Here is a 26,221-nt window from a genome sequence, read left to right as displayed (position 1 = left end):
GAATTGTTTTTTTGGTAAAAATAGGAAAATTGATTGTGAATTGCTCTAATTTTTTACTCCAATGTATCGAATAACACTTGCAAGACCGTTATGATAGTTTCCTTCGTTCAGCTCCACTATTTCTTCCTGCAAATACATTGTTTTTAAATCCCTAAAAAAATGTTCAACTTTTTTTAGGGTGTAGAGCATATCTGCATCTACAGGCCCGCCCACCGAAGGATTTTTTTCCCGAAGCGGTAAGTTATTCTCACTGAACCCTTCTAAAATTATTCGACCATTGGGTTGAAGCATTTCAACCAATCTCGATGCATATTTCTCCATCATCTTTGATGGTAAATGATTGTAAATGAGAACTATAGTATCAAATTTAAAATCATTTTTTAGAAACTGTTCAAAATCGGCTACAACATATTCAATACAAACTCCACTTTCTGCGGCCAGATTTTCAGCCTTCTTTTTGCCTTCTTCACTGATGTCGAAAGCATGTACTTTTAAACCATGCCGTGCAGCATATACGGCATTTCGTCCCTCGCCTTCTGCCGGAAACAAAATGTTTCCAGAAAAATTAAATCTTGAGAAACACTCTAATAGAAATTGATTTGGTTCTTTGCCGTAGGCATATTCTTGCTCCGCATATCGGCAATTCCAAAAGTCTTTCATTTCCAAGTACTTACCAATTCATATACTTCTTTTGGCGAAATATCATCGTTCGTAAGTTTTAGCCTTTTTTTGAGTAAGTAACCTCTGTTTAGACTTTCTATATAGAATATTTTGCCTAATGAATAACTTGAAAATCCTATATGCCATCGGTATAGTCTATAGTATTGATCTTTAAGCACTTCGCGGGGTTTGTCGCCATGATTTAATGCCACAATTTGAATTTTGTCACCAAATTCTCGTTCCAATTTGCCGAGATAAAGTGTATCATCATCGCTCAAATTTGTTCTATCCCAAAAGAATATGTAAACAGGTTTTTTCTTATATTTCTTTATTTCTTCCTTTTCATACTGCGTATTTACAAAGGTGAACTTTGGTATCTTTTTACCAACAGCAAGTTGTTTTGTTAATTCTTGCTCTTTTGCTACCTCCAATTCAATAAATTTTCCCGCAGGGTCAATACCAAGAATATGGTATCTTTTTCGATTCCATTCAAAGTACATTTCGCTGCTATTGGGTAATACAAAATTCATTTCTTCCGTAAGAATTTCATCACCTACTCCACCACAATAAAACTTATCTGTGCAGGGCTGATTGAACAACCCGTCGTTATTCATATCTTTAAGCGACAAAACAAAACTATCTGTTTCACTTCTATAAGTTCCGGCAATGGTGTTCATTCGTTGCTCCCGAAAACAGTAGTTGATATCTGTAAATATTTTGTTTCCTTGATGTTTTGTAAAGTGTTCTGTCAACAATTTTTTGTAAGCCAAATTTTGGCCATATTGAACTCTGGTAAGTTTTAAATGGTGTTCGGCCTCCGGATTTATAGTGTTTTTTAAAGAAATATCAACGGTTTCATCCATATAGGTCATACTGTCGGGCATGCCGTCATCGGTAAAATCTAAATTGTTGTTTCTATCAATAAAGAAGTAAACGGTTCGAACAGTTCTGGTATAGTTTCCAATCAATGTAAGACAATACCCTTGATTTTCTTCATTGTTTGCCCCAGAAAAATATATGTAAGTGTATCCGGTGTCTTTAAAACCTTTCATATCAGGCAATTGCTTAATTTGAAGAGGTTTTAATTCCTCTTTGTTTTTATCTTCAATTCCAAACATGCTAAAAGGTTCAATCACAGATGATTGAAATTTATAAACCGGAAGTATGGCAAGCGATTTTGATATTTTATCGTCCTGCACCCGCTCCGTTAGATTTACCTTAAATTGTTGTGCATTTACGTTAAACGCAATGTACAACAGGCTGAATATTAAAATCTTGCGAAACAAAGATTATCTCCTATTTAAATAAACAGATACATAATAAAGTAACGTTGCCAAAGATCCTAAGGCTGCTACCACATAGGTAAGTGCGGCCCATTTTAAGGCATCTTTACTGTCCTCTAATTCACGAGTTGAAACCACGTTGCTGGTTCGCATCCAAACCAATGCCCTTCGGCTTGCATCAAACTCTACAGGAAGGGTAACAAACGAAAAAAGCGTTGTTACAGCAAAAAGAACTATACCGGCCAATAATAGATTTGGAAAGGTATTAACCATTAAAATGCCTCCTATTAAAACAAACTGCACCAATGTGGAGCTAATTTTAACAGCAGGAACCATTTTGCTGCGAAATTCTAACCAACTATACGCATTGGCATGTTGCACGGCGTGTCCACATTCGTGTGCGGCAACAGCCGCAGCGGCAGCGTTTCTATAGTTATAAACGGCTTCGCTTAGGTTTACCGTTTTATTTACCGGATTGTAATGGTCTGTAAGTTGCCCCTGAACAGAAATAACTTTTACGTCATAGATTCCGTTGTCGCGAAGCATTTTTTCAGCTATTTCTTTGCCTGATAAGTTACTCGAAATTGGTGTTTCGCTGTACTGTTTAAATTTTGAACGGAGCCTTCCCTGAACAATCATGCCAACAAAGGCAATGATTCCACCAATAAGATAAGCCCCCATGTAAGCACCTGAAAACATAATAATTCTATTTAATTAATTCTCTTTTGTCAAAAGCTGTTCCATTTGATTTAAAAGGCAAACTTAATCAGCAAAATAATGATTGCAAATAGAAACATGAAAATGCTGATTTTGTTTATGCGGTGCATCGGTTTTGTAAATGAAGTATCCCCAAATTCCTCATCCTTTTTCAAGGTGAGGTAGCCCAATATTTTCTTTAATACGCTCATAATTAATTATTTAAAAGGTCTTTTCCAATATCTTTTCGGTAATACATTCCGTCAAATTTTATTTCTGCAACATTTTGATAGCTATGCTTTAAAGCATCTGCAATGGTATTGCCAAAGGCACTTAATGCCACAACCCTACCCCCATTTGTCAAAATGTCATTATCTGACTTTTGAGTACCGGCATGAAACACCATTTCCGTTTGCAAAGCCAATGAAATGGTCATCCTTTTTCCCTTTTCATAATCTTCAGGGTAACCGCCACTAACAGCGAAAATGGTTGTGCAAACTTTACTTTCAAACTCAATATTAGCGTCAATTAATCGTTTATTACGGCAAAAATCCACCATCTCACCAAAATCATTTTTTATACGTGGAAAAACTACCTCCGTTTCTGGGTCGCCCATGCGTACATTATATTCTATCACTTTTGGTTGGCCGTTGCAATTTATCAAACCAAAGAAAATAAACCCCACATATTGGATGTTTCGTCGTTTTAATCCGTGCATTGTAGGCTCAATAATTTGTTCTACCACTTTATCCATCAATGCTTTGTCGGCAAATGGCACCGGGCTCACCGCCCCCATTCCACCAGTGTTTAAGCCTGTGTCACCTTCACCAATTCGCTTATAGTCTTTTGCTTCCGGAAGTAATACGTAATTTTCTCCATCGCATAAAACAAACACCGAAAACTCAATTCCATCCAAAAAATCCTCGATAACAACGCTATTTCCAGCAGCACCGAATTTACTGTTCAGCAGCATATCGTCCAGCGTAGCATCTGCCTCAATTAAATTTTGGGCAATGACCACGCCTTTGCCAGCGGCCAAACCATCGGCTTTTAAAACATAAGGTGCTGTTTTGGTTCGTACATATTGTTTTGCTGCGGCAATATTGTCAGATGTGAATGTTTGATATTGGGCCGTTGGGATATTGTTTTCAATTAAAAACTGCTTGGCATAGTCTTTACTTCCTTCTAATTGGGCGGCTTCTTTATTCGGGCCTAAAACAAAAATGTGGTTTAGTTTATCATTTCCAGAAAAATAATCTGCAATGCCAGCCACCAAAGGATCTTCGCTACCAGGTATAATGACATCAATGTTATTTGATAAGCAAAAGTCGGCAATGCCTTTAAAATCAAGAATTTTTAAATCTACATTGGTACAAACGCTGGAAGTGCCAGCATTTCCGGGTGCTACGAAAAGTTTATCTACCAACGCACTTTGAGCCAATTTCCAGACAAAAACGTGCTCTCTTCCACCTGAACCTAAAACTAAAACATTCATAATAATGTGCAAAATTATCAGGCATTTGCAGCTTATTGCCATAAAGCAGACTTATTTTTCCCGACTTTTTTAAACATAATGAAAATCAATGCGTCCGCAATGCCCTTTGTTATTCTTGCCATTTTGGCATTTATTTGGGGTGCATCGTTTATTTTAATAAAAGAAGGACTAAAAGTAATGACCCCTTTACAGTTGGCGGCCACCAGATTGTTCATTGCCGGCAGCGTATTTACCCCTTTTGTTTTTCATTTAATTAAAGATATTGCCCCGAAAGACAGGAAATTTCTTCTTTTTTCCGGCTTACTTGGCAATGGCATTCCGGCTTTTTTGTTTGCATACGGAGAAACTAAAGTTGAAAGTTCCATTGCCGGAGCATTAAATGCTTTAACACCACTGTTTACGCTTATTATAGGTTCAATATTCGGTTCTATTGTTATGGCCAAAAACAAAACGTTCGGCGTTTTGGTTGGATTTTTGGGTGCTTTGGTTTTGATTTTGGGTTCGCATTTCATCGATAATGATTTTGACACATTAAAATCAGGCGAACACAAATATTCGCTGTTAATCATACTTGCAACGGCTATGTATGGAGCCAATGTCAACCTTATAAAAGTAAAACTGTCCAAATACAAAGCACTCAATATTTCTGCGTTGCCATTGTTTTTTTTGGCGGTTATAAGCGGTTTTATTCTTTTATTTAGCAATTGGCAACAGCTTGAAACCTACGAAAATCATCAAATTTATAAATCATTTGGAGCCATTGCCCTTTTGGCCATTTTTGGAAATTCTATCAGTTTAATAATGTTTAACAGACTATTGCAAACCAGTGGACCCATTTTTGCCAGCTCAGTTACCTATTTTATACCAATTATGGCATTGGTTTTTGGGGCAATGGATAAAGAAAACATCCGAGGCATACATGCCGTGGGAATGTTACTTATTTTATTGGGGGTTTACCTTGTTAGCAAGGCCAGAAATCGAGAAAACTAACCTTTAAGCTCTGAGGCCAGTTTGTCAAACTTGCGTTTAAGCACATTAAATTGGTTTTGAACTAAATCCATTTCAGAAATCAAATTTTGCACTTCTACTTTTAGTCTAATCGATTGATTTGTATTATTTTGGGTAAACATATCCCCTTTTCCAAGCATCAACCACTCTGCTGAAATGTCAGGATAAATCTCTAACATTTTTTGTAGCACCTCAACACCCACTTTGTTCCGACCGCTGCTAATATGACTAATCAATGAAGGCTGAACTCCAATGGCCGAAGCAAAATCACTCTTTGACAAACCTATTGCAGAGACAAACTGCATCACCCGTTTATTCAATAAATCCATTTGACAAATGTGAAATTATTTTACAATTGTAAAGGATTTGTTTATTCACAATTGTAAATTTCTATAGGTTGAAATCCGTTAATTAGTGATAATTTTTTGTTTAAAATACAATATATAATAAACTGATTTATAAATAATTATATTAAAATATTTAACAATAATAAAAAACGTGGAAAACGCAAATTGTATATTAATTAGCGGGCTGTCTATATTTGCATAAAAAAATAGAGATGAGAAAAACTTTTGAGATAAGCACGGTTCTAATGATTTTGGTTTTAACCATTGTTCGTTTGTTTATCAATAAACTTGGAATGCCAAATTTTCAACCAATAGGTGCAATAGCACTATTGGCCGGAGCTATGTTTGCCACTCAGGGCAAACGCTTTTCTATTCCCTTAGGAGCTATGTTGTTGTCTGATTTGGCTTTGGCTGCAATTTCACCAGAATTCAAAAGTTATTTGGGAAACATATCTATGATTGCTGTTTACGGGGCTTTTGCTTTGACTGTATTGATTGGCAAAACGGTATTATCCAAAAATAAGAGCGGACTATCTATTCTAAAAGCGTCCATTTTATCGGGTATTGCCTTTTTTCTAATAACAAACTTTGCAGCTTGGTTAGACCCTATCCATGGCATGTACAGCAAAGATTTTGTGGGTCTAATTCAGTGCTATGCCGCAGGTCTTGCATTCTACAAAAATGATGTAATGAGCAACTTCTTTTTAAACGGAGTGGTTTCTACTTTCATTTTCACCACTGTTGCACTTGCAGCCATCAAGTGGGTTGATTCAGTTCAACTAAAGGCAAAACAGGTAGCTTAGAGCCTGTTTATAATCTCACAAATTGACCTATTTCGGTTTATTTTAACCCACAAACTTCGTTAAAATTTCCTCAAATAGCTCTGCCGTTCTCTTCAATTTTGCCTTGTTTGGACTAAAATAATTCCAAATTAGCTTTCAATTTGGAGATAATAAACAGGTTCTTAAAATTTACTGCCCGTATTTTTGAAGAAATAGTCCAGCAGGACATTTAGGTTCTACATAAGTACTTTTTGGAGGCATAATTTCGTTTTTGTCTGATATGTCGGCGATTTCTTCAAACGTGCACGGATGCAATAAAAACAAGAAATTTCCATCTACTTTGGTGCATCCAAGTGCATTATTTAGACTTACCTCATCATCTTTTATAAAATCCACCCTATCATCTGTTCGTGAGTTAGTTATACCAAAAATGTCATTTAAGATATCATTTTCAATAACCTGAACATCCAAATTTGGCAAGGTGTTCAAGGCAGTAAGCATGTAGGTTTTTTCGGCAGTTTTCAGCACCATTTGCCCTCTTCCATCTGGTCGAAAAACATATTCCGGCTGCTCTGTTACCAAAAAATTTTCGGATAATGCCTCTAACAAATCTGGGAGCATTATTTTATTTTGTTTAACTAATCTATGGAAAGGACTAATGCTTAATTGATTACAATCAATCAAATATGCCAAACAATATCGGTCTTTTTTCGACTCAGATTGATTGTATAAATTATTTACACCGGCTGCTCGATGATGCCCATCCATGATATAAAAATCCTGAATAGTTTCTACCTCATTTCTAAAGGTTTCTACCAAATTTTCAGATTCGATATACCAAATTTGATGTCTTTTTTCCCTTTTTTCATAATCAATATCGGCTGGATGCGAAATGACCCATCGCAACAAATCTTCTAACGATTGCTTATGATGATGGCTAAGTAACAGCGGGTCGCCAATTATTTTAGTATGATTTAAAAGCTCCATTACAAAACCCTCGGTGACATGTCTTGTGTGTTCGTGTTTTTTGATTTTATTTTTTTGGTAATCCAAAATATCTACCAAGCCAATAATTCCCGTATGCGATGTTCCATTAGAAGTTTGGCGATAAACAAAAAATATATCTTGCTCAAACCTACTAATTATTTCATTTTCAATGAGATGTGAAATATATGCTTTTGAATTTTTAAAAAATTCTTGCGAAAAATGAGCATACTCATCGCTCAGCAAGTCATTTTTGGTCAAATGCAAGTAAGAATGTGGATTGTTTCGCATTTCAACCAACAACTCTTCATTGTTGCTAAAATCGGATGACCGAACGGCTACCTGAGGTATAAATTCGGTGTGAGCCATCGAAAACCTGAACGGTTTAAATTTTGGCATAGTTATTTTTTGAAAAATGAAATAATCTTGGAGGCTAATTCTTCACCAATTCGTTCTTGAGCCTCTACTGTTGAGGCTCCGATATGTGGCGACAACGAAACTTTGGAATTTACTAAAATATCCATATACTCAGGTGGTTCTTTTTCGAACACATCCAACGCCGCGGCAGCAAGCTGACCAGAATTTAACGCATTATTTAATGCCAATTCATCAACAGAACCACCTCTGGCACAATTAACCAAAACGGCACTTTTCTTTAATTTGGCAAATTCTGTTTCTCCCATAATTATCCCCTTTCCGCCCGGCAGATGCAGGCTGATAAAATCGCTTTCGGCCAACACTTCCTCTTTCGACTTTGTGACAATTTCCACTTTGACAGGAGAGATATTTAATTGGTTGTGAAAAATAATTTCTATTTCGGCTTTATCTAAAAACGGGTCATGTGCCACTACGTTCATGCCCATGCCAATGGCAATGCGTGCAACTTCTTTCCCTATTCTTCCAAGTCCAATGATGCCAATAGTTTTACCAAAAAGTTCGGTGCCTTTTGAGCATTCGTTTTTCAATTCTTTAAATCTGGAAAATTCCAGCGAGTGCATTTCGCAATTGGTTTTATTCAAAAATCTATTGGCCGAAAGCAAATGGGCAAAAACCAACTCAGCCACGCTGTTGCTGGATGCGGCGGGAGTATTGATCACTTCAATACCTTTTGATTTTGCATATTCTACATCAATGTTGTCCATTCCAACTCCACCTCTACCAATAAGTTTCAAATTTGGAGAAGCATCGATTAGTTCTTTTCTAACTTTAGTTGCACTTCGCACCAAAATGGCATCATAATCGTTTAGTTTTGTTAATAAATCTGCTTGTGCAATGTTTGCGGTATATACTTCAAAACCAGCTTTTTCCAACAATTCCTTCCCTGTGGCATCAATGCCATCGTTTGCTAATATCTTCATTTTAACTATTAATTAAACGTTTGCATCACATTAACCAAAGCCTGAACACTATCTAACTCTAATGCATTATACATTGACGCTCTAAACCCACCCACAGAGCGATGTCCCTTAATGCCGCTAATATTCGCCTCTTTGCAGGCTGCCATAAATGCATCGGTTTTGCTCTCATCGGCGAGAAGAAAAACAGGGTTCATAAAACTTCTATCGTCTTTGGCCACAGGTCCAACGAAATTGGGGTTTCTGTCCACTTCATTATAAAGCAATTCCGCCTTTTGTCTGTTTCTATTTTCAATAGTATCGATACCCAACTGCTCAATCCATTTTAGAGTTTGTAACACCACATATACCGCAAATGCTGGTGGAGTATTGAACATGGATTCTTTATCTATATGCACTTGATAACTGAGCATACTCGGTATTTGACGACTCACCTTACCCAAAATTTCTTTCTTTATTACAACCAAAGTTGCTCCGGCAGGCCCAAGATTTTTCTGAGCTCCGGCATAAATCAAATCAAATTTTGATGCGTCTATTTTTCGGCTAAACATATCCGAACTCATATCGCAAACCAACAAACTATCCGTTTTAGGAAAATCATGAAACTGGCTTCCGTATATGGTATTATTGCTTGTAAAGTGCAGATAATCAATATCCGAAGGAACTGTGAAGTTTTTTGGTATATAGGTATAATTCTTATCTTTACTACTGGCCAACACATCTACCTCGCCTAATAGTTTTGCCTCTTTTATGGCATTTGAAGCCCAGGTTCCGGTATCAATATATCCTCCTTTTTTGTTTAAAAGATTGTAGGCCACCATCAAAAATTGAAGACTGGCACCGCCCTGAAGGTATAAAACCTCATATTCATCGCCCAAATTAAGCAGTTTTTTTACCAAGCTACGAGCCTCATCCATCACGGCTACATATTCTTTTCCACGATGAGAAACCTCTAAAATGGATAAACCAGTGTTGGCAAAATTATGAATAGCTTTGGCCGCCGCATCTATGGCCACTTGGGGCAATACGGCCGGGCCAGCAGAAAAATTATGAATCTTAGACATTGCTTAAAATTTGCGACAAAGGTATCAACTATTCTATCTTTTTGATATGAATGTGTGGTTATTTGTTTGCAAATTTGAACGGAGTAATATCGTGGTAGTGGTATATTGGTTTATATACTCTCCATTTTTTATTTAAGGCATGAAGCCGCCTTTATGCCGTTTTAGTAAAAACATAATCATATCTTTTAATCAAATGAAAATTAAACGCTAACTAAATCCTACTTTTGACTAATGAAAAAAATTATTACCCTCATAATTTGTTCGGTTATAGTGCAATTTGCTCCAGTGTTTGCTCAGCAAACCACCGTTGGATATTTGTCATTTGCGAGTAACGCATTTGGCCCCATGGTTGGAAATTCCGACACACAAATAGCCTATAGCCGGCACGCCTATATTTACCCAAGAAATACACTCGGCGATTTGCGACATGGCGACACCATTAGAATGATTGAATTTTACAAAATCGGACTTGGAACATATTTGGGCAATCCTCGATTTAAGATGTATGTTGGCCTAACCGACAGTGCTGATTGGGGTGTTGGAAATATCAAAAATTGGTCGGCGGAGGTGGCGAAAACCGGAATGATTAAAACGTTTGACAGCACCACAAACCATGTAATTTCTGCCGAACCGGGTTTTAAAAAGTTTCCGATGCTAAAGTATTTGGTGTATGATACCACCAAAGGCAAAAACTTGAAAATTATGGTTGAATTTTATCAAACGGCCAAACAAAGTGTCGATGATATGCCCTATTGGGCCTACGAAAGTGGGGCTTCTTTTCCGGGATTTGTATCAAACAACGAAACCAAGTTTATCTACTACATTGGCAATGCACCAGATACCACCAACAACAGTCAGGTAAGAAAACCGTGTATTCGTATTTCGCATCAACGGGTTGCTAAATCCGCTTCCGTTCAAAACATATACTGTTTGGGCGAGTTGGCCATATCCATGACCCCGACTGACAGCATAAAAGTGCTGATTGCCAATACCGGATACGCAAAGCTTAACAACCACCCCATAGAACTATCCATTACAGGAGCCAATACATTTAAAGACACCATTTTTGTCAACAATCTTGCTCCTCTTGAAGAACGTTTTATCTATTTTACACACTATAGACCCAAAAACTTAGGTAAAGATTCGATACAAGTTATGAGTCTTTCCGACAACTATCCGCTGGATGACACCTCTTTTAACCAGCGAAGAATAACGGCAAATGTTTTGAGCCACAACAATCCGTATGTTACCAACACTCCGGGAGGTATAGGTTTTAATGGCTCCACAGGCGATTTTGTTGCCAAATTTTATACCGATACCAATTATATTAATCAAATTAAAATTGGTTTTGCCTCTACCGCATTGCCTTTTAAATTGGCCGTTTGGAATGAAGATAGCACCGGAGGTCCCGGTAATTTAATTTATCAATCAGATACACTCTATACCAACGGTTCACAATACATTCTTCCTATTTTTCCAAAAATAAAAGTGACTAATGGCTATTACGTGGGTATCCGACAATTGGGTAATAGCAACGTGGCCTTTTTGTTTGAATATGAAGTACCAGTTAGGCCAAGCACTTTTTATTTTACCGCCCCATCGGGCAATACCGATTGGGTGCCGTTTTCTCCCGGATTTAACTACAATTTCGATATTCAACCTCGCATTCAATTAGCCAATGACGTTGGGGTTTGGGCCATCCACAATCCTATTCCAAATGATACATTAGAGTTGGCAATCGACTCCATTATACCAGCAGCAACCATAATCAACTATGGTGTAAATGATCAAAAAGTGCCTTTTAAAGTGGTTTGCGAAGCACGAAACAAAAGCGGGTCACTTATCTATCAAAGCATAAAATACATTCAACTTGATGCCGATGACACACTGTTGGTGCATTTCGACAAAGGCATAAGCCAAACAAATTATGGCAATCTTGAGCTTTTGGTTTATACCGAACTGGCGGGAGATAAGGCCACCGAAAACGATTCACTTAGGTCTAACTTCTCCATTTTTATTAATTACGACATTCAGGTGGAGAGCTTTTTTTCGCCCACGGAAGGTCAGCGGGTGGAATTAGGTAAAAAAGAATTTCAACCTGTGGTGCGTATGGTAAATTTTGGAGCCAAAAAACAATCCAACATCAAGGTCACTTCTCGGGTAAGACAAGGTACTAAAATTGCTGCCGAGCAAACACAAACCATCAGCTTAGATGGTGTTGGTAGCTTGATTTTAGCTTTTGATTCGGTAGCCATTCCTTTTTCGGGCAATGTTATTTTGGAAGTTTTTTGCTGGAATCACATCGACTCCTTTAGAATTAACGACACACTTCGATTGAATTTGCAAGTAATACGTAGTAATGATTTGGCAGTAAAATCGATTGAAACTCCTAAAAATGGCAGTGTTTACTTGAGAAAAGCCACCTTTAAACCGTACGTTTTTTATCGGAATGAAGGTTTGGCAGACCAAGATTCTGCAAAAATTCTTTGCCATATTAAAAATTGGAAGGGAGAAATTATTTATAGTGATGCCATTACCACAAGTATAGGAAAACTCAGTTCAAAACAAGCCCTTTTCAAAACCTTTACCTGTCCGGATAGTGCTCAAACACTGTTATTTACGGTTTATACCAAATTAAAGGGAGACCAAGATAGCACGAACGACCGCATGAGCTCTACCTTTTACATTCGCAGTTCTACTGATTTGAAACTGCTTAAAAACCTATCCCCAGTGGTTGATTCAACCTATTTTGTTAATAGTTCTATCCCGCTTTCTGCCGTTGTTAAAAATATAGGCAATAGCACTATCAACTCCGGTACTTTCATTTATTGGCAGATACGAAACGAGAATAACACAATCATTCATTTCGACTCGGTTGCCGCGACAAAAACATTGGCATTTAACGAAAATGATACAACCTTTACTGCGTTGAATTTTGCCACCACAAACATTGGAAAATACGGCCTTTTAACTTACCTAAAATACACTGGCGATGTCGAAAAATCAAACGATAGTCTTTACAGCCACTTTTTTGTAAACCATCGGCACTCTATTGGCATCGACAGCGTTTTCAACCCTGCAAAAAACAGAACTTTTCGACTTAATTTGGATACGGTAAAATTGAATTTTTCGGCCAAAAATATCGGCATCCACAGCATTGAATCTCCGGTGTATGCCGACATTAAAATCAATAAAAATGGTGTTGAGGTTTATTCCTACAGCGACTCTTTTTCTAATTTGGCTCCAACAAAAGTGCAGTTGATAACAGGCCACTATTTTATACCCAAAACTACTGGTTTGTATGAAGCCACATTTAAAATCAGTAATTCGGAAGATGCTTTTATCAACGATAATGAAGTTGTCATTCCGTTTTATGTAACCCTTGACAATGATGTAGCTCCTGTGGCTTTTGTATATCCGCAAATTGATTCCAATGTGGTTATGAACAAAACGTATCAACCCAAATTGGAAGTTCAAAATATCGGTTCAAAAAAACAAGACATTGATTTTTCTGTTACGTATGAAATTTTTGCTGGCACATCGTTGGTATATTCATCCAACAAAAGCATAACCTTAGATTCTGCCGAGATCAAAACACTTGCTTTTGACAGTTCCTTCATTCCCACCTCAGTTGGTTTGTACACCATGCGTGCCATCTCGCGGTTAGCAACCGACCAGGTAGTGCTAAACGATACCCTGGTTGGACAATTTAATGTGTTGGATAAGTCAAGCATATCCCCTATTTTGGCTCAAAAGCTGCATATCTACCCAAATCCGAGTGTTGGAACAATTCATATTTCGAGCGAAGAATACCCCATAAATTCAGTACATATAAGTGATGTTTTGGGCAGAGAGGTACGTTTTGAACCGTTATATATTTCTGAAAAGTTTCAAACCATTTCGGTTCAAAACAATAGCCCAAAGGTCTATTTTGTCGAAATTGTTTTTGAACAGGGAAGCACGATACAGAAAATAATTATCGAATAAGCTCAAGTTAACGAGCATAAAAAAAGCCGACTTAAAAGTCGGCTTTTTACTTTTAATAACTTTTAGATTAACCCAATCGGCTAATCAAATCGGCAATACGATTGCTATATCCGGCCTCATTGTCGTACCAGCCAAGAATTTTGACAGTTTTGCCAAAAGCCATTGTACTCAACGAATCGAAAATGCACGAATGTGGGTTTCCAACAATATCAATAGAAACAATCGGATCTTCGGTATATTCTAAGATGCCTTTTAAGCTTCCATTGGCTGCTTTTTTAAATTCAGCATTAATCTGTTCGGCAGTTGCTTCTGTTTTAAGTGTGGCAACAAAATCTGTAGCAGAGCCATCTGGAATTGGAACACGCAAAGCATTTCCGTTTAATTTTCCGGCAAGATGAGGCAAAACTAATCCAACGGCTTTGGCAGCACCGGTGCTGGTTGGAACAATGCTATATGCCGCAGCTCTTGCTCTTCTTAAATCTTTATGAGGAGCATCTTGCAAATTTTGATCGGCAGTATATGCATGAATAGTACTCATAAAACCGCTTTCAACGCCAAAAGCTTCGTCCAATACTTTTACCATTGGTGCAAGGCAGTTTGTGGTGCAACTGGCATTCGACAAAATATCTGTCGAACCATCGATAACTTGGTCATTCACACCCAAAACAACCGTTTTAATATCGCCTTTTGCAGGGGCGGAAATAACTACATTTTTAGCTCCGGCAGTAAGGTGTTTTCCGGCAGTTTCTCTATCTGTAAAACGACCGGTACTTTCTAACACTACGTCCACACCCAGTTCTTTCCACGGCAAAGCAGCAGGGTCGCGTTCGGCCATAGCATGTATTTGCTTGCCGTTCACAATCAAAAATTCGTCGGTAGAAGATACCGTTCCGTTAAACTTTCCATGAACAGAGTCATACTTTAGTAAATGAGCAAGCGTGGCGTTATCAGTCAAATCGTTGATGGCTACAACTTCCACATTTTCTTTTTCTAAGAGACATTTAAAAGCCAGTCGGCCAATACGTCCAAAACCATTAATTGCAACTTTCATTTTAGAAATTTAGGATAAAAATAATTTTAAAATTGAATCAGTGCGGCAAAAGTAATTTTTTTAAAAAAAATTGTTGCATAAATAAAATGAAATTTCTTTTCTTTGCAGCCTCAAAAAACGGGGGTGTGACTAAGGTAAGCACATGCTTATTTTAGAAAGATGATGGCCCCTTCGTCTATCGGTTAGGACGCCAGGTTTTCATCCTGGAAAGAGGGGTTCGATTCCCCTAGGGGCTACTTTAAAAGGTGTACATTCAAGTACACCTTTTTTTATTGGCTGTATTTTGGTGATTATCAAAGAGTTACACGTGGTCAAAAATGTTCGATTATTGGTTTAAGTTGATAGTACAATTTTAGAAGCTATAATCGAACATTGAGTTGGCATAATTTATATGTCTTTGATACAGAGGGTTGTAAGATTGAAAAATGTTCGATTCGCCTTGGGGTAAAAAAATCAAAAAGCAACATCTTGTCCAGTATATTTTAGAAATTACAGGACAGAGAATTAATCCCAAGACAGACAAATGTTTGATGGCTTACGCCATTAATCATCGTAAAATCAATTTGTAAACCGTTAGCGAACAAAATTTTTACAAATAAGTGTTGTGAATACCTTTCAAAATGCAGGCTTCTACAACTTTTTCTATTTACTCTCCTTGCTACCCTTAGTTGTGAATACCTTTCAAAATGCAGGCTTCTACAACGGATGTATTGAAAAAGGCAAACCCGGAAGCGTTGTGAATACCTTTCAAAATGCAGGCTTCTACAACAACTCTTTCGTCAAGTTCTAAAGTTTTCTCAGTTGTGAATACCTTTCAAAATGCAGGCTTCTACAACAATTAGGCTCGAATATTCTAAATTAGACCAGTTGTGAATACCTTTCAAAATGCAGGCTTCTACAACAAGATGGTGAAAATGAAAATTGGCCATAGCGTTGTGAATACCTTTCAAAATGCAGGCTTCTACAACGAATGGAATCGGGGGCTCCATACTGGGCAGTTGTGAATACCTTTCAAAATGCAGGCTTCTACAACACATACCAGATGCATCCGATACGCCCTCCTGTTGTGAATACCTTTCAAAATGCAGGCTTCTACAACGTAGGTGCTTGTTATCGATTGGTATTCAATGTCTTATATCAATATTTTCACCTATAAAAATGGCAAATATTTATTTCAATTCGCTGTTTCACTTAATTTTTCTTTTAAAATATTGTTTAACTCATCGTACAATTGCGACATTCGGTTTATCATATTTTCATTGGTAAGTTGCACCTCTTGCTTACCTTTTTCCTTTAATAGCAAACCATATAAAATGCTTCGATACTCAAACAGTTTTTCTTTTATGTCTTTGGAATAAAACAAGCCATATCCCTTTTCATAAAACACGGCGGTAAGTTCATCGAGAAACAATTGGCCATTCTCTAATCTGGCAAACCACTGGGTTTCATTCTTGTTTTTTTCAAATCTCAAAATGCTGTCTCTGTTTTCAGTAGGTGTCATATACCTGAGTAGTTTCCAACATTCCTGGTAGCTCTCTATGGTTGTATCCAGTTTTTTTCTTTGTACCAATATGCTGGTTTCTTTTTTAAGCCTCCTAAGCCCAAACCAAAATGCTAAAATGGCTACCAAAACTGGGATGAGCATTTCGATAATTTTAAACCAATCTATCCCGTTCGATTGGGTTTGGCAAAGCAGTATCATATTAATTATTTGCATAAAAAAGCGGTTTTACAATGTTATAAATTTGGTCAATGAACAAGTTTGTTTGTGAGTCATCAACCCGTGAGCCGAACAGGAAAATGGAAGGAAACTGATTGTGTACAAAGCTATTGCGTATCCATCGCATCATATCTGCTTCTTCATCAGATACGCTTCGTTGGTTTTTGTAAATTTCTAAAACTTCAAGAAATCCAATGTAGTTTTTTGTATGATTTACAAAGTAATCTCCAAAGCTATGCTTATGATTATGGATTACATTCTGTTCAAATCGGTACAAGATTTCTGCAAAATCCTCTCGCAATTCGTCGTATCTTGTGAGTTCGGCTTCCACACGGCCTCTTTCTATTCGTGAGTCATTGAAATAGGGCAGCAAGTCATTTATTCTTCTGTCTTTCATAAATCGTCTGAAATCACCAAAGTTTTTTCTACGTAGATCGTTCTGAAAGATAATTTTAGAACCTTCCAATTTTCTTTCTTTGTCCACATAATCAATTACTTGATATGGAATGGACACTTCTATCTTGCCGGATTTATTTAATAGGTTTTTGATATTTTTTAACTGATAGTCATTTTCTCCGGGTACAAAATGAGCAGAGGTACACGTGCTTAGTAAAGTATGGCTCAAAAACAGTGCTCTATCTTGAAGTTGGGTTAAACGCAATTGTTTTTCATTGTCTTCAAACTGCTTGTAAAGTTTTAGAAGATTTCCTTTTATAGCTATCTCATTATCAGTAGCTTCAGGTTTTTGGTTCATCTTGTTTTTCCAATTATCTACTCCTTTTTCAAGTTCTGTGAGATGATAATATTGTTTTTTAAGCGGAATAAACTTTTGCTTTTTTGTTCTTGTGTCTTCAAGTTTATTTATCCAATCATAAGAGCGTTTATATTGAAAATATGGCTGACCATTGTCTTGCAGTTCAAATTCAAAAAATGCTTTAATCATAAACGAAACATTTAGATTCCTTGCATTTCCCAATGCCTCTTTCAACGCAGATGTTCCTTTGGTTTTTAATATATCCAAAATATGAGAAGTAAATAGTTTTCTTGGAATATTAAAGGGCACATTGTCGAACCTGTTCGCAATTTGTTCTTTGATAGTTGGGGTCTCACGAATACGCAAAAAGTGTAAGTTTTCAAACCCGGAAGTTGTGAGACATTTTCCGAAATAATTCTTTCTTTTTTGAAGATACGATTTATAGAAACTCTGGATGTTTTGAAAATTTGCAGGATTCATTTCTTTCAAAAATGGATGAGGATTTTTTGAATTAATCAAATTTAAACTTTTCCAAAAATCAAAAAGTTTGTATTTATCCCGATTAAAATAAGCAAAATTGGCTTGCAAAACTTGAAATTCAGTCGAATTAGCTTTTCCTTTATTTATCTCAACAGCAGGTTGTAAAAACAATATATCTCTTGCCAAGAAATCAGCAATATTGCCTGATTTCAGTTCGGTAAATTTTCGTTTACCCTCCTTGGGAGATTGCTTTACTTTCATCACTAATCGTTCGTGTCTATCAAGCAATGCGTCACACTCATTTTGCAATTCTTTTAATCTGGTTTTTGCTTTTTCTTTCACAGAAACATGGGTTAGGTTTAGCAAATAGTTTCTTACTATTCTTGGGATATGTTCTATTTCAAGATTATATTTTTGAAGCGTATGTTCCAATTCAGAAAATCGATGGTCAATTTCATTTTCAAATTGTAAATCTACACCCATTTTGTTATAACTGCTGTTTTTATTATAAAGTGGTATCTCGAACAATGGTAATAAACTTCCACCTTTAATGTCAGCAATGAGACTGTTATAGCTTCGTTCGTGTCCGATAATTACTCCTTCAGCATTTGACACTTTAATGCTGTATTTCTTACACAAAAACTCGTAAAACAATATTGCAGGGAGTTCATAGGTGCTCAAACAAAAGTTAGGTTGTTCTGCTTTCGGTTTAAATTCTCTTGACAAGTCATCTAAATGAGTTTTTGGCCACTTGACTGTGTTTTTTGGATCTACTTTCTTTAGCATAATCCAAGAGTCATTTATATTGTACCTCGGATTGGTATCTACAATATATTGTGCTGTTTCCGCTTTTTGTTTCAAATGAGTTTTTTGGGCAAGTTCTTTCCAATTGTCAGTTCTATTATCCTCGGCAAACTCTGAAAGTTTACCATACGATTTATATGCGTTTGTTCAGATGCCGAATTCGATTTTCGCCATTAATATTTTTTTCGTAGCCTTCTTTAAAATAATAAGTACCTAAATCTATTTGAAATCGAAGTTTTTCAAATAAGTTATTTTCATCGATAAGCCGCATGGCAAAATGATTGAATCGGTCAGTACCACGCACTAGTTTAGAAATTGAATCGTCGTCTGGGTTCTCGACTTGCTCATCCAAAACTTGAAATTCCTTTTTGTCTGTTTCCGATAAATGAGCATACAACATTCTTGGGCAGCGTCCCAATTCATTCAAAACATCCAAAAACAGTGCATTCTCCGAAAAATCACTTTTAAGCCGTGGTTTCGGAATTCGAATGGCTCCCGATGAAAAAACTTCTTTGGTATATCTAAAAAAGCCTTCGCTTCGTTTGAATCCCTTTATCCTTGATAAAAATCTAAATGCATACGATTTTTCAAGAAATAAACAAATAAGATAGGCAAGCCCTTTTTCCGTGATATTATCATCTCGATCCTTAAATGAGTATTTAAAATCAGGATTTTCATCCTTTCCTTTTCTGCGACGTAGAAACGACAAACCAGTTTCAAGTTTATCATCTTTAATTTGATATCGTTCTGCAACTTCTCTGATTGAAACATCAAAATGGTGTTCTAACCATTTGATTGTTTTTAGTTTAACTTGAATAGGTTGATGATTGGAATGAACGTAAAAGTTCCGAAGATCATTAATCACATCTACTATTTCCGTAATAATCTTGTAATAATCAGACGGTAACGGAAGACGTTGTGCGTTGTTGTTACTTTGCTTTTGTTCATAGCGTAACTCACTTCTTATAAATGATTGAACGAAGGGCAAGTGCGTATCTATTTTTTCAATTATCTTACTGACCGTGTCTGGTTGTTCGTTTTGATTAAGTTTTTGAATGAGTGGAGGTCTTCGCCATTCTGTATCTCCGTTAGGGTGGCTGACGTTGTTTAAATCTGCGATATGAGCAAGCGTAAGATAGAGGTTGTTCCTTGCCATATTGAGGTATGCCCCAAAGTAGTACGGATGTTCATTCTTAAATCGGTAATTGAGCGTTTCAGTTGAGGTCATTTTTAAAATTTTTCTCAAAGAAAGGAAAACAATTTAAACGCGGATTAAGATTTTAAAAATATATTACCCCCACAAATCTCCCCAATCATTCCATCTACCACCTACACCACAAAAGCATCCTTTGATAAATTATATCCAAGCCCCTTTGGAAACATCAGACTTTGCAGCCTCCGGCGTTGATAGACATCGCCATCCTGCCAGAGCGTGTGAATATTCAGAGCCAATTGAAGTGATTCTTCGATTCCCTGTTCGATTTTTGGAATGGATGATGGACTTGCTTGGAGTAAGCGTTTCTGTAAATCGGTCATTGCCTTTTTTTCTTTAGAAACCACTTTGTCGTACAGTTCTTTTTCTATTTGCCCAAACGCAAACCGTTCATCCAGTACATCAATTTTTTGTTTGAGTTTGTTGATTTCAGAAAGAACCACCTTCTCGTCATAGGCCTGCTCTTTGTACACCTCCACCAACATTTCCCACCGACCAAGCACACACTTCGGAAGAAGCCAGAAGCTTTGCTTATGACTGTCTTTGTGAAGAAGGATTTGCTCATACCGAGGGGTACTTCGGTTCAGGCAAATCCGACTGGTTTGTTATTGGAGGAAGGTGGAGTGGCGTTTTAACAACACCCAACCGTCCATTTTTCTCCAAAGCATCTGATTTACTTTTAACCTTGGGTGCAGAAGTTACCGACATGGGCATACCGCAAAGCGTGATTAAGGAAAATCAAGAACATCTTCAAAACCTGTGGCAAGAACTTGGGGGCTTGTATGACAACCCATATTCGCGAACCAAGTACACGGATTTGGGTTATGAAGACGATGCTCAACTTTTTACCGAAGAAATACTCAAAAATCTGATGGACTATATGGACAGCACCGATGAAATAGAAGTTTTTGATGCCGTTCTGAGAGAAGAATTTTTTTTGGAAGATATCATCAAAGATAAAGCTGAGTATTTCAACCAACATTGGATTGTTGTGATAGACTATCACACCTAAAGTTTCACTTAATAATTTTTTACGTTATGTTAGAACATCAACACGCATTGATGAAATTGTTTTCATCGGTGCTACGCAAACGGGCCGGCGGCGACAAAGTTGCCAACATCAGCCCCACCCTCTTGGATTACCTTACCCGTAAGGAACTTATCCAAATCATTCAAAAAAAGTACGGTAATACATTGCCCAAAGACCTCAACTTGTTGGAGATGGAAAACCATCAACTGCTTCAGGTGGTGGGCGATGACTTGTACATTATCTCCTATTACACTCAAAAATGGACGGAGGAGATTACCGCAACAAAAACATCGCTAACATCCGCACAGCCCATGGAGGTAGATGTGGAGATTACCGAAGTGAAAACCCTTAAAGCCGACACCTCTTCTACCAAAGAGGAATCGGCCAAAACACAGGTTTCAAAAGCAGCGAAAGGAGGTTTGAAATGATTAAAATCCGAACGCTGTTGATCATGCTCAAATTGTTGGAGCATTATCAAAACCTGTTGCGAAAAGGCGAAGCCAAAAATACCGTGCTTAATACAGGATGGGTATCGCTTCTTTCACGCAAAGAACTGATTCTCATCATCCAACTCAAGCATGGCAAAGAAATGAGCGAACGCCTGCCACTTACCGGAAGTACCAACAAAGATTTGTTGGCCTTGGTAGAAGATGAATATTTCATCTTGGGGTATTTTTTGAATGTGTGGCAAAAGGAAACCTCGCTACACAAACCTAAAGACCTTGATGATTTCCTTATTTATCAAGTACTTCATCAGCTTGGGCAAACCAATCATTACCTCAATCAAAAACCCATCTCGCAATGGGATGACTACGATGCCTCAAATTTTAACGCCAAGTTAAAAAAAGCAGGTTGGATGCGGCAGGTATTTGGCATTTACGATGCCTTGGTACAGGAACATCAGGTAAACGAGGTCAACCATCACCCAATAGTGTTGTTTGACAATGAACCGGATGCCCGTTTGGAGTGTTCCCGTTTGGTATCGGAAGAAGGTTTTGAACCGAGTTCACTCAAGGTTTTGAGCAAAACCATCATTATTCCACCGTTTTAAGTTGAGCTATGGAACACTACGGACATTTGCAAAAAGCCCTTGACCGAGCCAAATGGCTCAACTTTGAGCATCAACAGAAAACCACCACTTTTGGAGTGGTGGATGGCCCGGAAGATGATTTCGTGGTGTGCAGCAAGGATGAATCCATTGACATGGAAATACCGTTTGCACACCGCCTTCCTAGACATTATGCCCATCTTTCGTATCGAAAGATTGAGAAAATCAGAACGGATGAAAATCCGCTCAAACACTGGGAGGAAATCGTTGGACGGCTATCCACCTTGGATGGAAACATCCTACGGTTTATCCTTCACGAAAAAGTACCTTTAAAAAAGTTCATACGCTATGAACTTGCCATTCGTGGATATGATGAACATGGCAAGTGGATTGGATTTGAGCAAGCCAAAAGGCTTTGGCTTAACAAGTGAATATTTCTTTATTTAACCTATCATAGGTTAATACCCAAAGACCGATGTAAACCATTGGTCTTTTTCCCATTTTTTGATAAAATATAAAAGCTACTATGATGAATACGGAAATCAATTTATCTATATTTTCAAATACCATTGATTTTGACTTAGGACATTCATTGATATTGCCTTTAATTTCCTATAGAAATCAATTCCACCAATATCTATTGGAAAACGGATATGCTATTCCCGGCAACTGGAATACAATACCCTATTACTCTATTGTTGAAGATTTTAGTGGAGCGTATGATGCTTTCTTGGCATTCCACGAGTTTCCAAAGCACCCCGTATTCGAAGGCGTTCAACTCGTTTACTACTTCCCTTCTAAGATTCAGTTTGCAGAAGCAGATCAAGAAAAAACAGCACAGGGTGTGATCCTTGGCTTAGATGAAGATGTAAATTGTTGGTTTCTTACCGAGACCCACGATTTGATGGATTATGGTGCTTCCCTGCTTGATACTTTCCTGAGGCTTGAAACAGGGGTTCCGGTAGATCTTGCTTTCAAGGTATTACCGTCTGTTTGCGGAAATATTAATCCCGAAAAACACATTTGCAATTGTACAATTTTACAAGAAGCAATACAGCAATTTGGAACAGTTTGTGAGAAATATCAAATGAACTAAAGGACATTGCGTCCTTTTTTTATAGTACTCCCCAAAAAAAGGACAATTCAAAAGATTAATAAATTTGAATTGGAAAATGAGCAAAAAGCGTAGAAAATTTAGTTCGGGATTTAAGGCCAAAGTGGTCATTGAAGCCCTTCAAGAACGTCAGACATTGCAAGAACTGGCCAGTAAGTATGAGCTGCATAGCACCCAGATTGTATCTTGGAAAAAGGAGTTTTTGGAGAATGCCTCGGAAGTATTTGAGTCAAAGTCGACCAAAGAAAAAGGGTCTGAAGACACCGAGAAATTGTACAACAAAATCGGTCATATGCAAATGCAGATTGATTTTTTAAAGAAAGTCTTGGGCAAATGAGTTTGACAGAAAAACGGCAGCGAGCTGTACAAACGCGTTCAAGACTACCCTTAATGGAGCGTTGCAAATTAATGGGCATCAATAGATCTGGTGTTTATTACAAGCCCAAGATAACCAGTGCATTAAACGAGCAGTTGATGCGAACCATAGACCAATGTTTTATGGCACATCCATACTATGGTGTGGCTCGAATGACGACCTATCTCAAAGAAGACTTGGGTTATCAAATCAACGAAAAACGTGTTCGCAGACTATATCGTCAAATGCGTCTAAAAACCATTTATGCCAAGCCCAAAACCACCCTTAGAGACAAGGCAAACTGTCATTATCCCTATCTGCTTGGTGGACTCAAAGTAGAACACCCAAACCACGTTTGGCAAACAGATATAACGTATATTCCAATGTTTAGAGGCCATATGTTTATGGCAGCTATCATTGATGTGTATAGCAGAAAAATAGTGGGCTGGAGTCTGTCTAACACGATGACCGCACAGTGGTGTGCAGACTTGCTCACAGATACCATAAAACTACACGGAAAACCTCACATTCACAACTCCGATCAAGGCTCGCAATACACCAGCGAAATTTATCTAAACATTCTAAAACAAAACAACATACAAATCTCTATGGACGGCAAAGGAAGGGCTACAGACAACATTTACATCGAACGTTTTTGGCGTTCATTAAAGCAAGAAAAAATCTATCTAAACCCTCCCAACGGGGGCTTGGAATTATACCAACAAATCAACCAATACATCCAATTTTACAACACAAAAAGAAGGCATAGCTCTATAGGGAATTTAACCCCATTACAGAAATATTTTAACCCAAATAAATCAGAAAAAGTTAATTATAAGTACCTTTGATTTTGTCCTAACTTTGGGGTGTAGTTAATTTTTACCTAAATCCACAATTGATTCGAATCCCCCGTAATTATCTTGATTTTGATCTATAGAAATGGAGACATACGGTTCATAGTAGCTCAAGTCTAAGCCAGTATCTTTCAACCTTTCTGAGTTCAATTCACAAATAGACGGAGACCCAATTTCTATGTTATACTCGGAGATTAGTATTAGGTTTTTCATTTCATCATAAAGTTTAAGTGGCAATATATCCAACCAAGGCTGTTTAGCTGGAATTATTACATATCTTAGTTTTGGTAAATTAAGATGCAAATATTCCATAAATTTATTTAAGTCCCTATCCAAACAAGGCTTACCATTTAGTGCAAGCCAAAGTGTTACTCTCTCCGAATAATATGGGTGCGGGGTAAATGAATCTATTTTAATGGTACTTTCTAAAACAGAATCGGTGTGTACAGAAAGGTATGCCGTATAATAATTACTATAACCACTAGTATGGATACTTGCTGTTGCTAAGAGTAAAATAAATAGTGCTTTGTATATCATGGTAAACCTTGAATAATTAACCGCCCTTTTTTTGACTAATTGTATCTCCCTTAATTTTCAATTATTGATTTTTTCCTCAATACACCACAATCCTCTTAACAACCATAAATTCTTCACACTCTATCTGCAAGAAATAGATACCCGAAGGTAGGCTGTTTTCTGTGTTATTTTGTATTTCATGACCCGAAATGTCAACTAATTTTTGATTTAAAATGGATGCATTTGAGTGGTTGGCAATCGTAAAATGGCCATTATTCGGATTTGGAAATACCTCGAAAAAATCTGTCATTGATACACTTTCAACTCCCACTATTTCAGGGGTTTGTGCAAAATAGACGACTGTTGCCGCCGTAAGTTTTACGGCCTCTTTAAACGAAACGGTATCCAAATTGCCAAAGGTGTCGGAAGCATCGTGATTAAAGATGGTTCCGGTGGCATTTTGATAAAGCCCAACGCAGGTTCTTTTAGCATCTATAAACGGCACATAGTCGCTGGCATAAGCCTCGCTCAATATGGGTTCTAAATTTGTATAATACGTGGTTAGCCTTGCAATAGTGTCTGCTATTTGTTTGCTTAGCAAATTGCTCAAATCTCGTTCACATTTTATTTTGTCATTCCCAACCTCTCCTTTTGTACCCCCTATTTGGTCCACGTTAAGCAGCATATATAGGTTTCCGTAGTTTTTGCTCAATCGGCTGTTTACATAAAATTCACTTCCCCAAAAACCCAATTCCTCCCCGTCAAAATGAATAAAATAGATGCCGCGTTGGGTGTTTTTATCAGCCAACAAGGCAGCAGTTTGCAAAATAGCCGCCACTCCACTCCCATTGTCGTTTGTACCCGAGCCGCCGCGTGTGTCAAAATGGCCACAAACGATGATATATTCTTTGGTAGAAATGCCTGGCTTAAAAACCACCACATTTCGCAATGATTGATTATTGAAACTGAATGAATCGATTAGAACCGAATCATAGCCCATGGCAATGTATTGTTGTGCCAACCATGCTGCGGTGTTTTTTAAATTTTGAGAGTTTAGCGTTTTGGGGCCAAAAGCCTCCAATGTTTTCAAAATGTCGGTGGAGTTCTCAATCTTTTGCAGTTCGTAGTTCAGTTTTGGGCTATAATTTTGACTAAAAGCAGTTGCACTTAATAAACACAAAACCAAAACACTGCCCTTTTTTAGCATGATACGAAGATACGCCTTTTATTTCCTTTTTCTATCGATATTTCAACCTGCATATAATCATACTGATGCCATATTTCTTCGGCCATTTCAGGCCATTCTATAAGGTTTAATTGTCCCGAATCGAGCATTTCGGGCAAACCAAAATCATATAGTTCTGCGACATGCACTATTCTGTACAAATCAATATGATTTAAAAGGCGGCTTGTTTTCGTTTTATATTGATTTACAATGCCAAAACTGGGGCTGCTCATGGCTGAAATTACACCCATTTTTTTACCGATTTGTTTGATTAAAGTGGTTTTTCCTGCCCCCAAATTTCCACTAAAAAGAATGATGTTTTTCGTAGCAAGATGACTCAAAATATATTCGGCAACACCGTTCAATTCGGCTTCATCCAAAACTAAAAACTCCATA

At 37.4% G+C, this 26,221-nt stretch carries 27 protein-coding genes, 1 tRNA gene and 1 CRISPR repeat array; of the genes, 11 read left to right on the top strand and 17 right to left on the bottom strand.

What is annotated here, in order from left to right:
* Positions 1 to 45 precede the first annotated feature (45 nt).
* The 5 genes from H6607_06160 to purD all read right to left on the bottom strand — a co-directional run bounded on the left by H6607_06160 (position 46) and on the right by purD (position 4,134).
* Positions 46 to 660: a class I SAM-dependent methyltransferase gene (locus H6607_06160; protein ID MCB9261940.1), complete on the bottom strand. Its 615-nt coding sequence runs from the start codon at positions 658 to 660 to the stop codon at positions 46 to 48.
* The gene (locus tag H6607_06155) at positions 657 to 1,916 is read right to left on the bottom strand and encodes a hypothetical protein (protein ID MCB9261939.1); all 1,260 of its coding nucleotides are present in this window, start codon (positions 1,914 to 1,916) and stop codon (positions 657 to 659) included. The genes H6607_06160 and H6607_06155 overlap by 4 nt, the downstream gene beginning before the upstream one ends.
* Positions 1,917 to 1,949: 33 nt before the next feature.
* Positions 1,950 to 2,624: a zinc metallopeptidase gene (locus H6607_06150; GenBank protein MCB9261938.1), complete on the bottom strand. Its 675-nt coding sequence runs from the start codon at positions 2,622 to 2,624 to the stop codon at positions 1,950 to 1,952.
* A 68-nt stretch (positions 2,625 to 2,692) separates the two neighbouring features.
* Positions 2,693 to 2,851: a hypothetical protein gene (locus H6607_06145; GenBank protein MCB9261937.1), complete on the bottom strand. Its 159-nt coding sequence runs from the start codon at positions 2,849 to 2,851 to the stop codon at positions 2,693 to 2,695.
* A 2-nt stretch (positions 2,852 to 2,853) separates the two neighbouring features.
* Positions 2,854 to 4,134: a phosphoribosylamine--glycine ligase gene (purD, locus tag H6607_06140; GenBank protein MCB9261936.1), complete on the bottom strand. Its 1,281-nt coding sequence runs from the start codon at positions 4,132 to 4,134 to the stop codon at positions 2,854 to 2,856.
* Positions 4,135 to 4,212: 78 nt separating this feature from the next.
* On the opposite strand from purD, the gene H6607_06135 reads away from it, so the two are divergent.
* Positions 4,213 to 5,124 carry an EamA family transporter gene (locus H6607_06135; GenBank protein ID MCB9261935.1) on the top strand — a complete coding sequence of 304 codons (912 nt, stop codon included), beginning with the start codon at positions 4,213 to 4,215 and terminating at the stop codon, positions 5,122 to 5,124.
* Here H6607_06135 and H6607_06130 read toward each other — a convergent pair.
* The gene (locus H6607_06130; GenBank protein MCB9261934.1) at positions 5,121 to 5,471 is read right to left on the bottom strand and encodes a helix-turn-helix transcriptional regulator; all 351 of its coding nucleotides are present in this window, start codon (positions 5,469 to 5,471) and stop codon (positions 5,121 to 5,123) included. The genes H6607_06135 and H6607_06130 overlap by 4 nt on opposite strands.
* 230 nt (positions 5,472 to 5,701) lie before the next feature.
* On the opposite strand from H6607_06130, the gene H6607_06125 reads away from it, so the two are divergent.
* A complete protein-coding gene (locus H6607_06125) occupies positions 5,702 to 6,292 on the top strand; it encodes a hypothetical protein (GenBank protein ID MCB9261933.1) in 591 nt (196 codons plus the stop codon).
* Between the two features lie 168 nt (positions 6,293 to 6,460).
* On the opposite strand, the gene H6607_06120 is transcribed toward H6607_06125, so the two are convergent.
* Genes H6607_06120 through serC form a run of 3 tightly spaced genes read right to left on the bottom strand, consistent with a single transcriptional unit; the run spans position 6,461 to position 9,674 of the window.
* On the bottom strand, positions 6,461 to 7,624 hold the full coding sequence (locus H6607_06120; protein MCB9261932.1) for a DUF1015 domain-containing protein: 1,164 nt from the start codon (positions 7,622 to 7,624) through the stop codon (positions 6,461 to 6,463).
* Positions 7,625 to 7,656: 32 nt separating this feature from the next.
* A complete protein-coding gene (locus H6607_06115; protein MCB9261931.1) occupies positions 7,657 to 8,613 on the bottom strand; it encodes a 3-phosphoglycerate dehydrogenase in 957 nt (318 codons plus the stop codon).
* Positions 8,614 to 8,621: 8 nt separating this feature from the next.
* Positions 8,622 to 9,674 (bottom strand): 3-phosphoserine/phosphohydroxythreonine transaminase, encoded by a 1,053-nt coding sequence (serC, locus tag H6607_06110; protein ID MCB9261930.1) that lies wholly within the window; start codon positions 9,672 to 9,674, stop codon positions 8,622 to 8,624.
* A 231-nt stretch (positions 9,675 to 9,905) separates the two neighbouring features.
* On the opposite strand from serC, the gene H6607_06105 reads away from it, so the two are divergent.
* Positions 9,906 to 13,661, top strand: coding sequence for a T9SS type A sorting domain-containing protein (locus tag H6607_06105; protein MCB9261929.1), 3,756 nt, complete (start codon positions 9,906 to 9,908; stop codon positions 13,659 to 13,661).
* Between the two features lie 67 nt (positions 13,662 to 13,728).
* Here H6607_06105 and gap read toward each other — a convergent pair whose 3' ends face one another.
* Positions 13,729 to 14,721 (bottom strand): type I glyceraldehyde-3-phosphate dehydrogenase, encoded by a 993-nt coding sequence (gene gap, locus H6607_06100; protein ID MCB9261928.1) that lies wholly within the window; start codon positions 14,719 to 14,721, stop codon positions 13,729 to 13,731.
* Positions 14,722 to 14,876: 155 nt separating this feature from the next.
* Between gap and H6607_06095 the strand changes: the two genes are divergently transcribed.
* Positions 14,877 to 14,948: transfer RNA gene (locus H6607_06095), tRNA-Glu, on the top strand.
* 365 nt (positions 14,949 to 15,313) lie between these two features.
* A CRISPR array of direct repeats spans positions 15,314 to 15,811; the repeat unit is 36 nt; unit sequence GTTGTGAATACCTTTCAAAATGCAGGCTTCTACAAC.
* A gap of 75 nt (positions 15,812 to 15,886) precedes the next feature.
* On the opposite strand, the gene H6607_06090 is transcribed toward H6607_06095, so the two are convergent.
* The 4 genes from H6607_06090 to H6607_06075 form a co-directional block, all read right to left on the bottom strand.
* Positions 15,887 to 16,429, bottom strand: coding sequence for a hypothetical protein (locus H6607_06090; GenBank protein MCB9261927.1), 543 nt, complete (start codon positions 16,427 to 16,429; stop codon positions 15,887 to 15,889).
* Positions 16,416 to 18,527 (bottom strand): hypothetical protein, encoded by a 2,112-nt coding sequence (locus H6607_06085; protein ID MCB9261926.1) that lies wholly within the window; start codon positions 18,525 to 18,527, stop codon positions 16,416 to 16,418. The genes H6607_06090 and H6607_06085 overlap by 14 nt, the downstream gene beginning before the upstream one ends.
* 76 nt (positions 18,528 to 18,603) lie before the next feature.
* A complete protein-coding gene (locus H6607_06080) occupies positions 18,604 to 19,698 on the bottom strand; it encodes a hypothetical protein (protein ID MCB9261925.1) in 1,095 nt (364 codons plus the stop codon).
* A gap of 101 nt (positions 19,699 to 19,799) precedes the next feature.
* Complete coding sequence (locus tag H6607_06075; protein MCB9261924.1) at positions 19,800 to 20,186, bottom strand: hypothetical protein; 387 nt, start codon at positions 20,184 to 20,186, stop codon at positions 19,800 to 19,802.
* 182 nt (positions 20,187 to 20,368) lie between these two features.
* On the opposite strand from H6607_06075, the gene H6607_06070 reads away from it, so the two are divergent.
* The 7 genes from H6607_06070 (at position 20,369) to H6607_06040 (ending at position 24,078) form a co-directional block, all read left to right on the top strand.
* Positions 20,369 to 20,695 (top strand): hypothetical protein, encoded by a 327-nt coding sequence (locus tag H6607_06070; protein ID MCB9261923.1) that lies wholly within the window; start codon positions 20,369 to 20,371, stop codon positions 20,693 to 20,695.
* A gap of 26 nt (positions 20,696 to 20,721) precedes the next feature.
* Positions 20,722 to 21,141, top strand: coding sequence for a hypothetical protein (locus H6607_06065; protein ID MCB9261922.1), 420 nt, complete (start codon positions 20,722 to 20,724; stop codon positions 21,139 to 21,141).
* Positions 21,138 to 21,764: a hypothetical protein gene (locus tag H6607_06060; GenBank protein ID MCB9261921.1), complete on the top strand. Its 627-nt coding sequence runs from the start codon at positions 21,138 to 21,140 to the stop codon at positions 21,762 to 21,764. Before H6607_06065 ends, H6607_06060 begins: the two co-directional genes overlap by 4 nt.
* An 8-nt stretch (positions 21,765 to 21,772) precedes the next feature.
* Positions 21,773 to 22,192: a hypothetical protein gene (locus H6607_06055; protein MCB9261920.1), complete on the top strand. Its 420-nt coding sequence runs from the start codon at positions 21,773 to 21,775 to the stop codon at positions 22,190 to 22,192.
* A 95-nt stretch (positions 22,193 to 22,287) separates the two neighbouring features.
* Positions 22,288 to 22,857 carry a hypothetical protein gene (locus H6607_06050; GenBank protein MCB9261919.1) on the top strand — a complete coding sequence of 190 codons (570 nt, stop codon included), beginning with the start codon at positions 22,288 to 22,290 and terminating at the stop codon, positions 22,855 to 22,857.
* Between the two features lie 76 nt (positions 22,858 to 22,933).
* Entirely contained in the window at positions 22,934 to 23,212 is a 279-nt protein-coding gene (locus tag H6607_06045; protein MCB9261918.1) for a transposase, read from the top strand.
* Positions 23,209 to 24,078, top strand: a complete 870-nt coding sequence (locus tag H6607_06040; GenBank protein ID MCB9261917.1) for an IS3 family transposase — start codon at positions 23,209 to 23,211, stop codon at positions 24,076 to 24,078. Before H6607_06045 ends, H6607_06040 begins: the two co-directional genes overlap by 4 nt.
* A 24-nt stretch (positions 24,079 to 24,102) precedes the next feature.
* Here H6607_06040 and H6607_06035 read toward each other — a convergent pair whose 3' ends face one another.
* From H6607_06035 to tsaE, 3 genes are all read right to left on the bottom strand, one after another.
* Entirely contained in the window at positions 24,103 to 24,621 is a 519-nt protein-coding gene (locus H6607_06035) for a hypothetical protein (GenBank protein ID MCB9261916.1), read from the bottom strand.
* 76 nt (positions 24,622 to 24,697) lie between these two features.
* Positions 24,698 to 25,807, bottom strand: a complete 1,110-nt coding sequence (locus tag H6607_06030; protein ID MCB9261915.1) for a M28 family peptidase — start codon at positions 25,805 to 25,807, stop codon at positions 24,698 to 24,700.
* Positions 25,801 to 26,220 carry a tRNA (adenosine(37)-N6)-threonylcarbamoyltransferase complex ATPase subunit type 1 TsaE gene (gene tsaE / locus H6607_06025; protein MCB9261914.1) on the bottom strand — a complete coding sequence of 140 codons (420 nt, stop codon included), beginning with the start codon at positions 26,218 to 26,220 and terminating at the stop codon, positions 25,801 to 25,803. The genes H6607_06030 and tsaE overlap by 7 nt, the downstream gene beginning before the upstream one ends.
* Position 26,221: the final 1 nt, after the last annotated feature.

This window comes from Flavobacteriales bacterium (assembly GCA_020635395.1).
Taxonomy (GTDB): Bacteria; Bacteroidota; Bacteroidia; order NS11-12g; family UBA9320; genus UBA987.
Note: the sequence above shows the minus strand (reverse complement) of the source record. Positions and strands in the feature narration are given on the sequence as shown.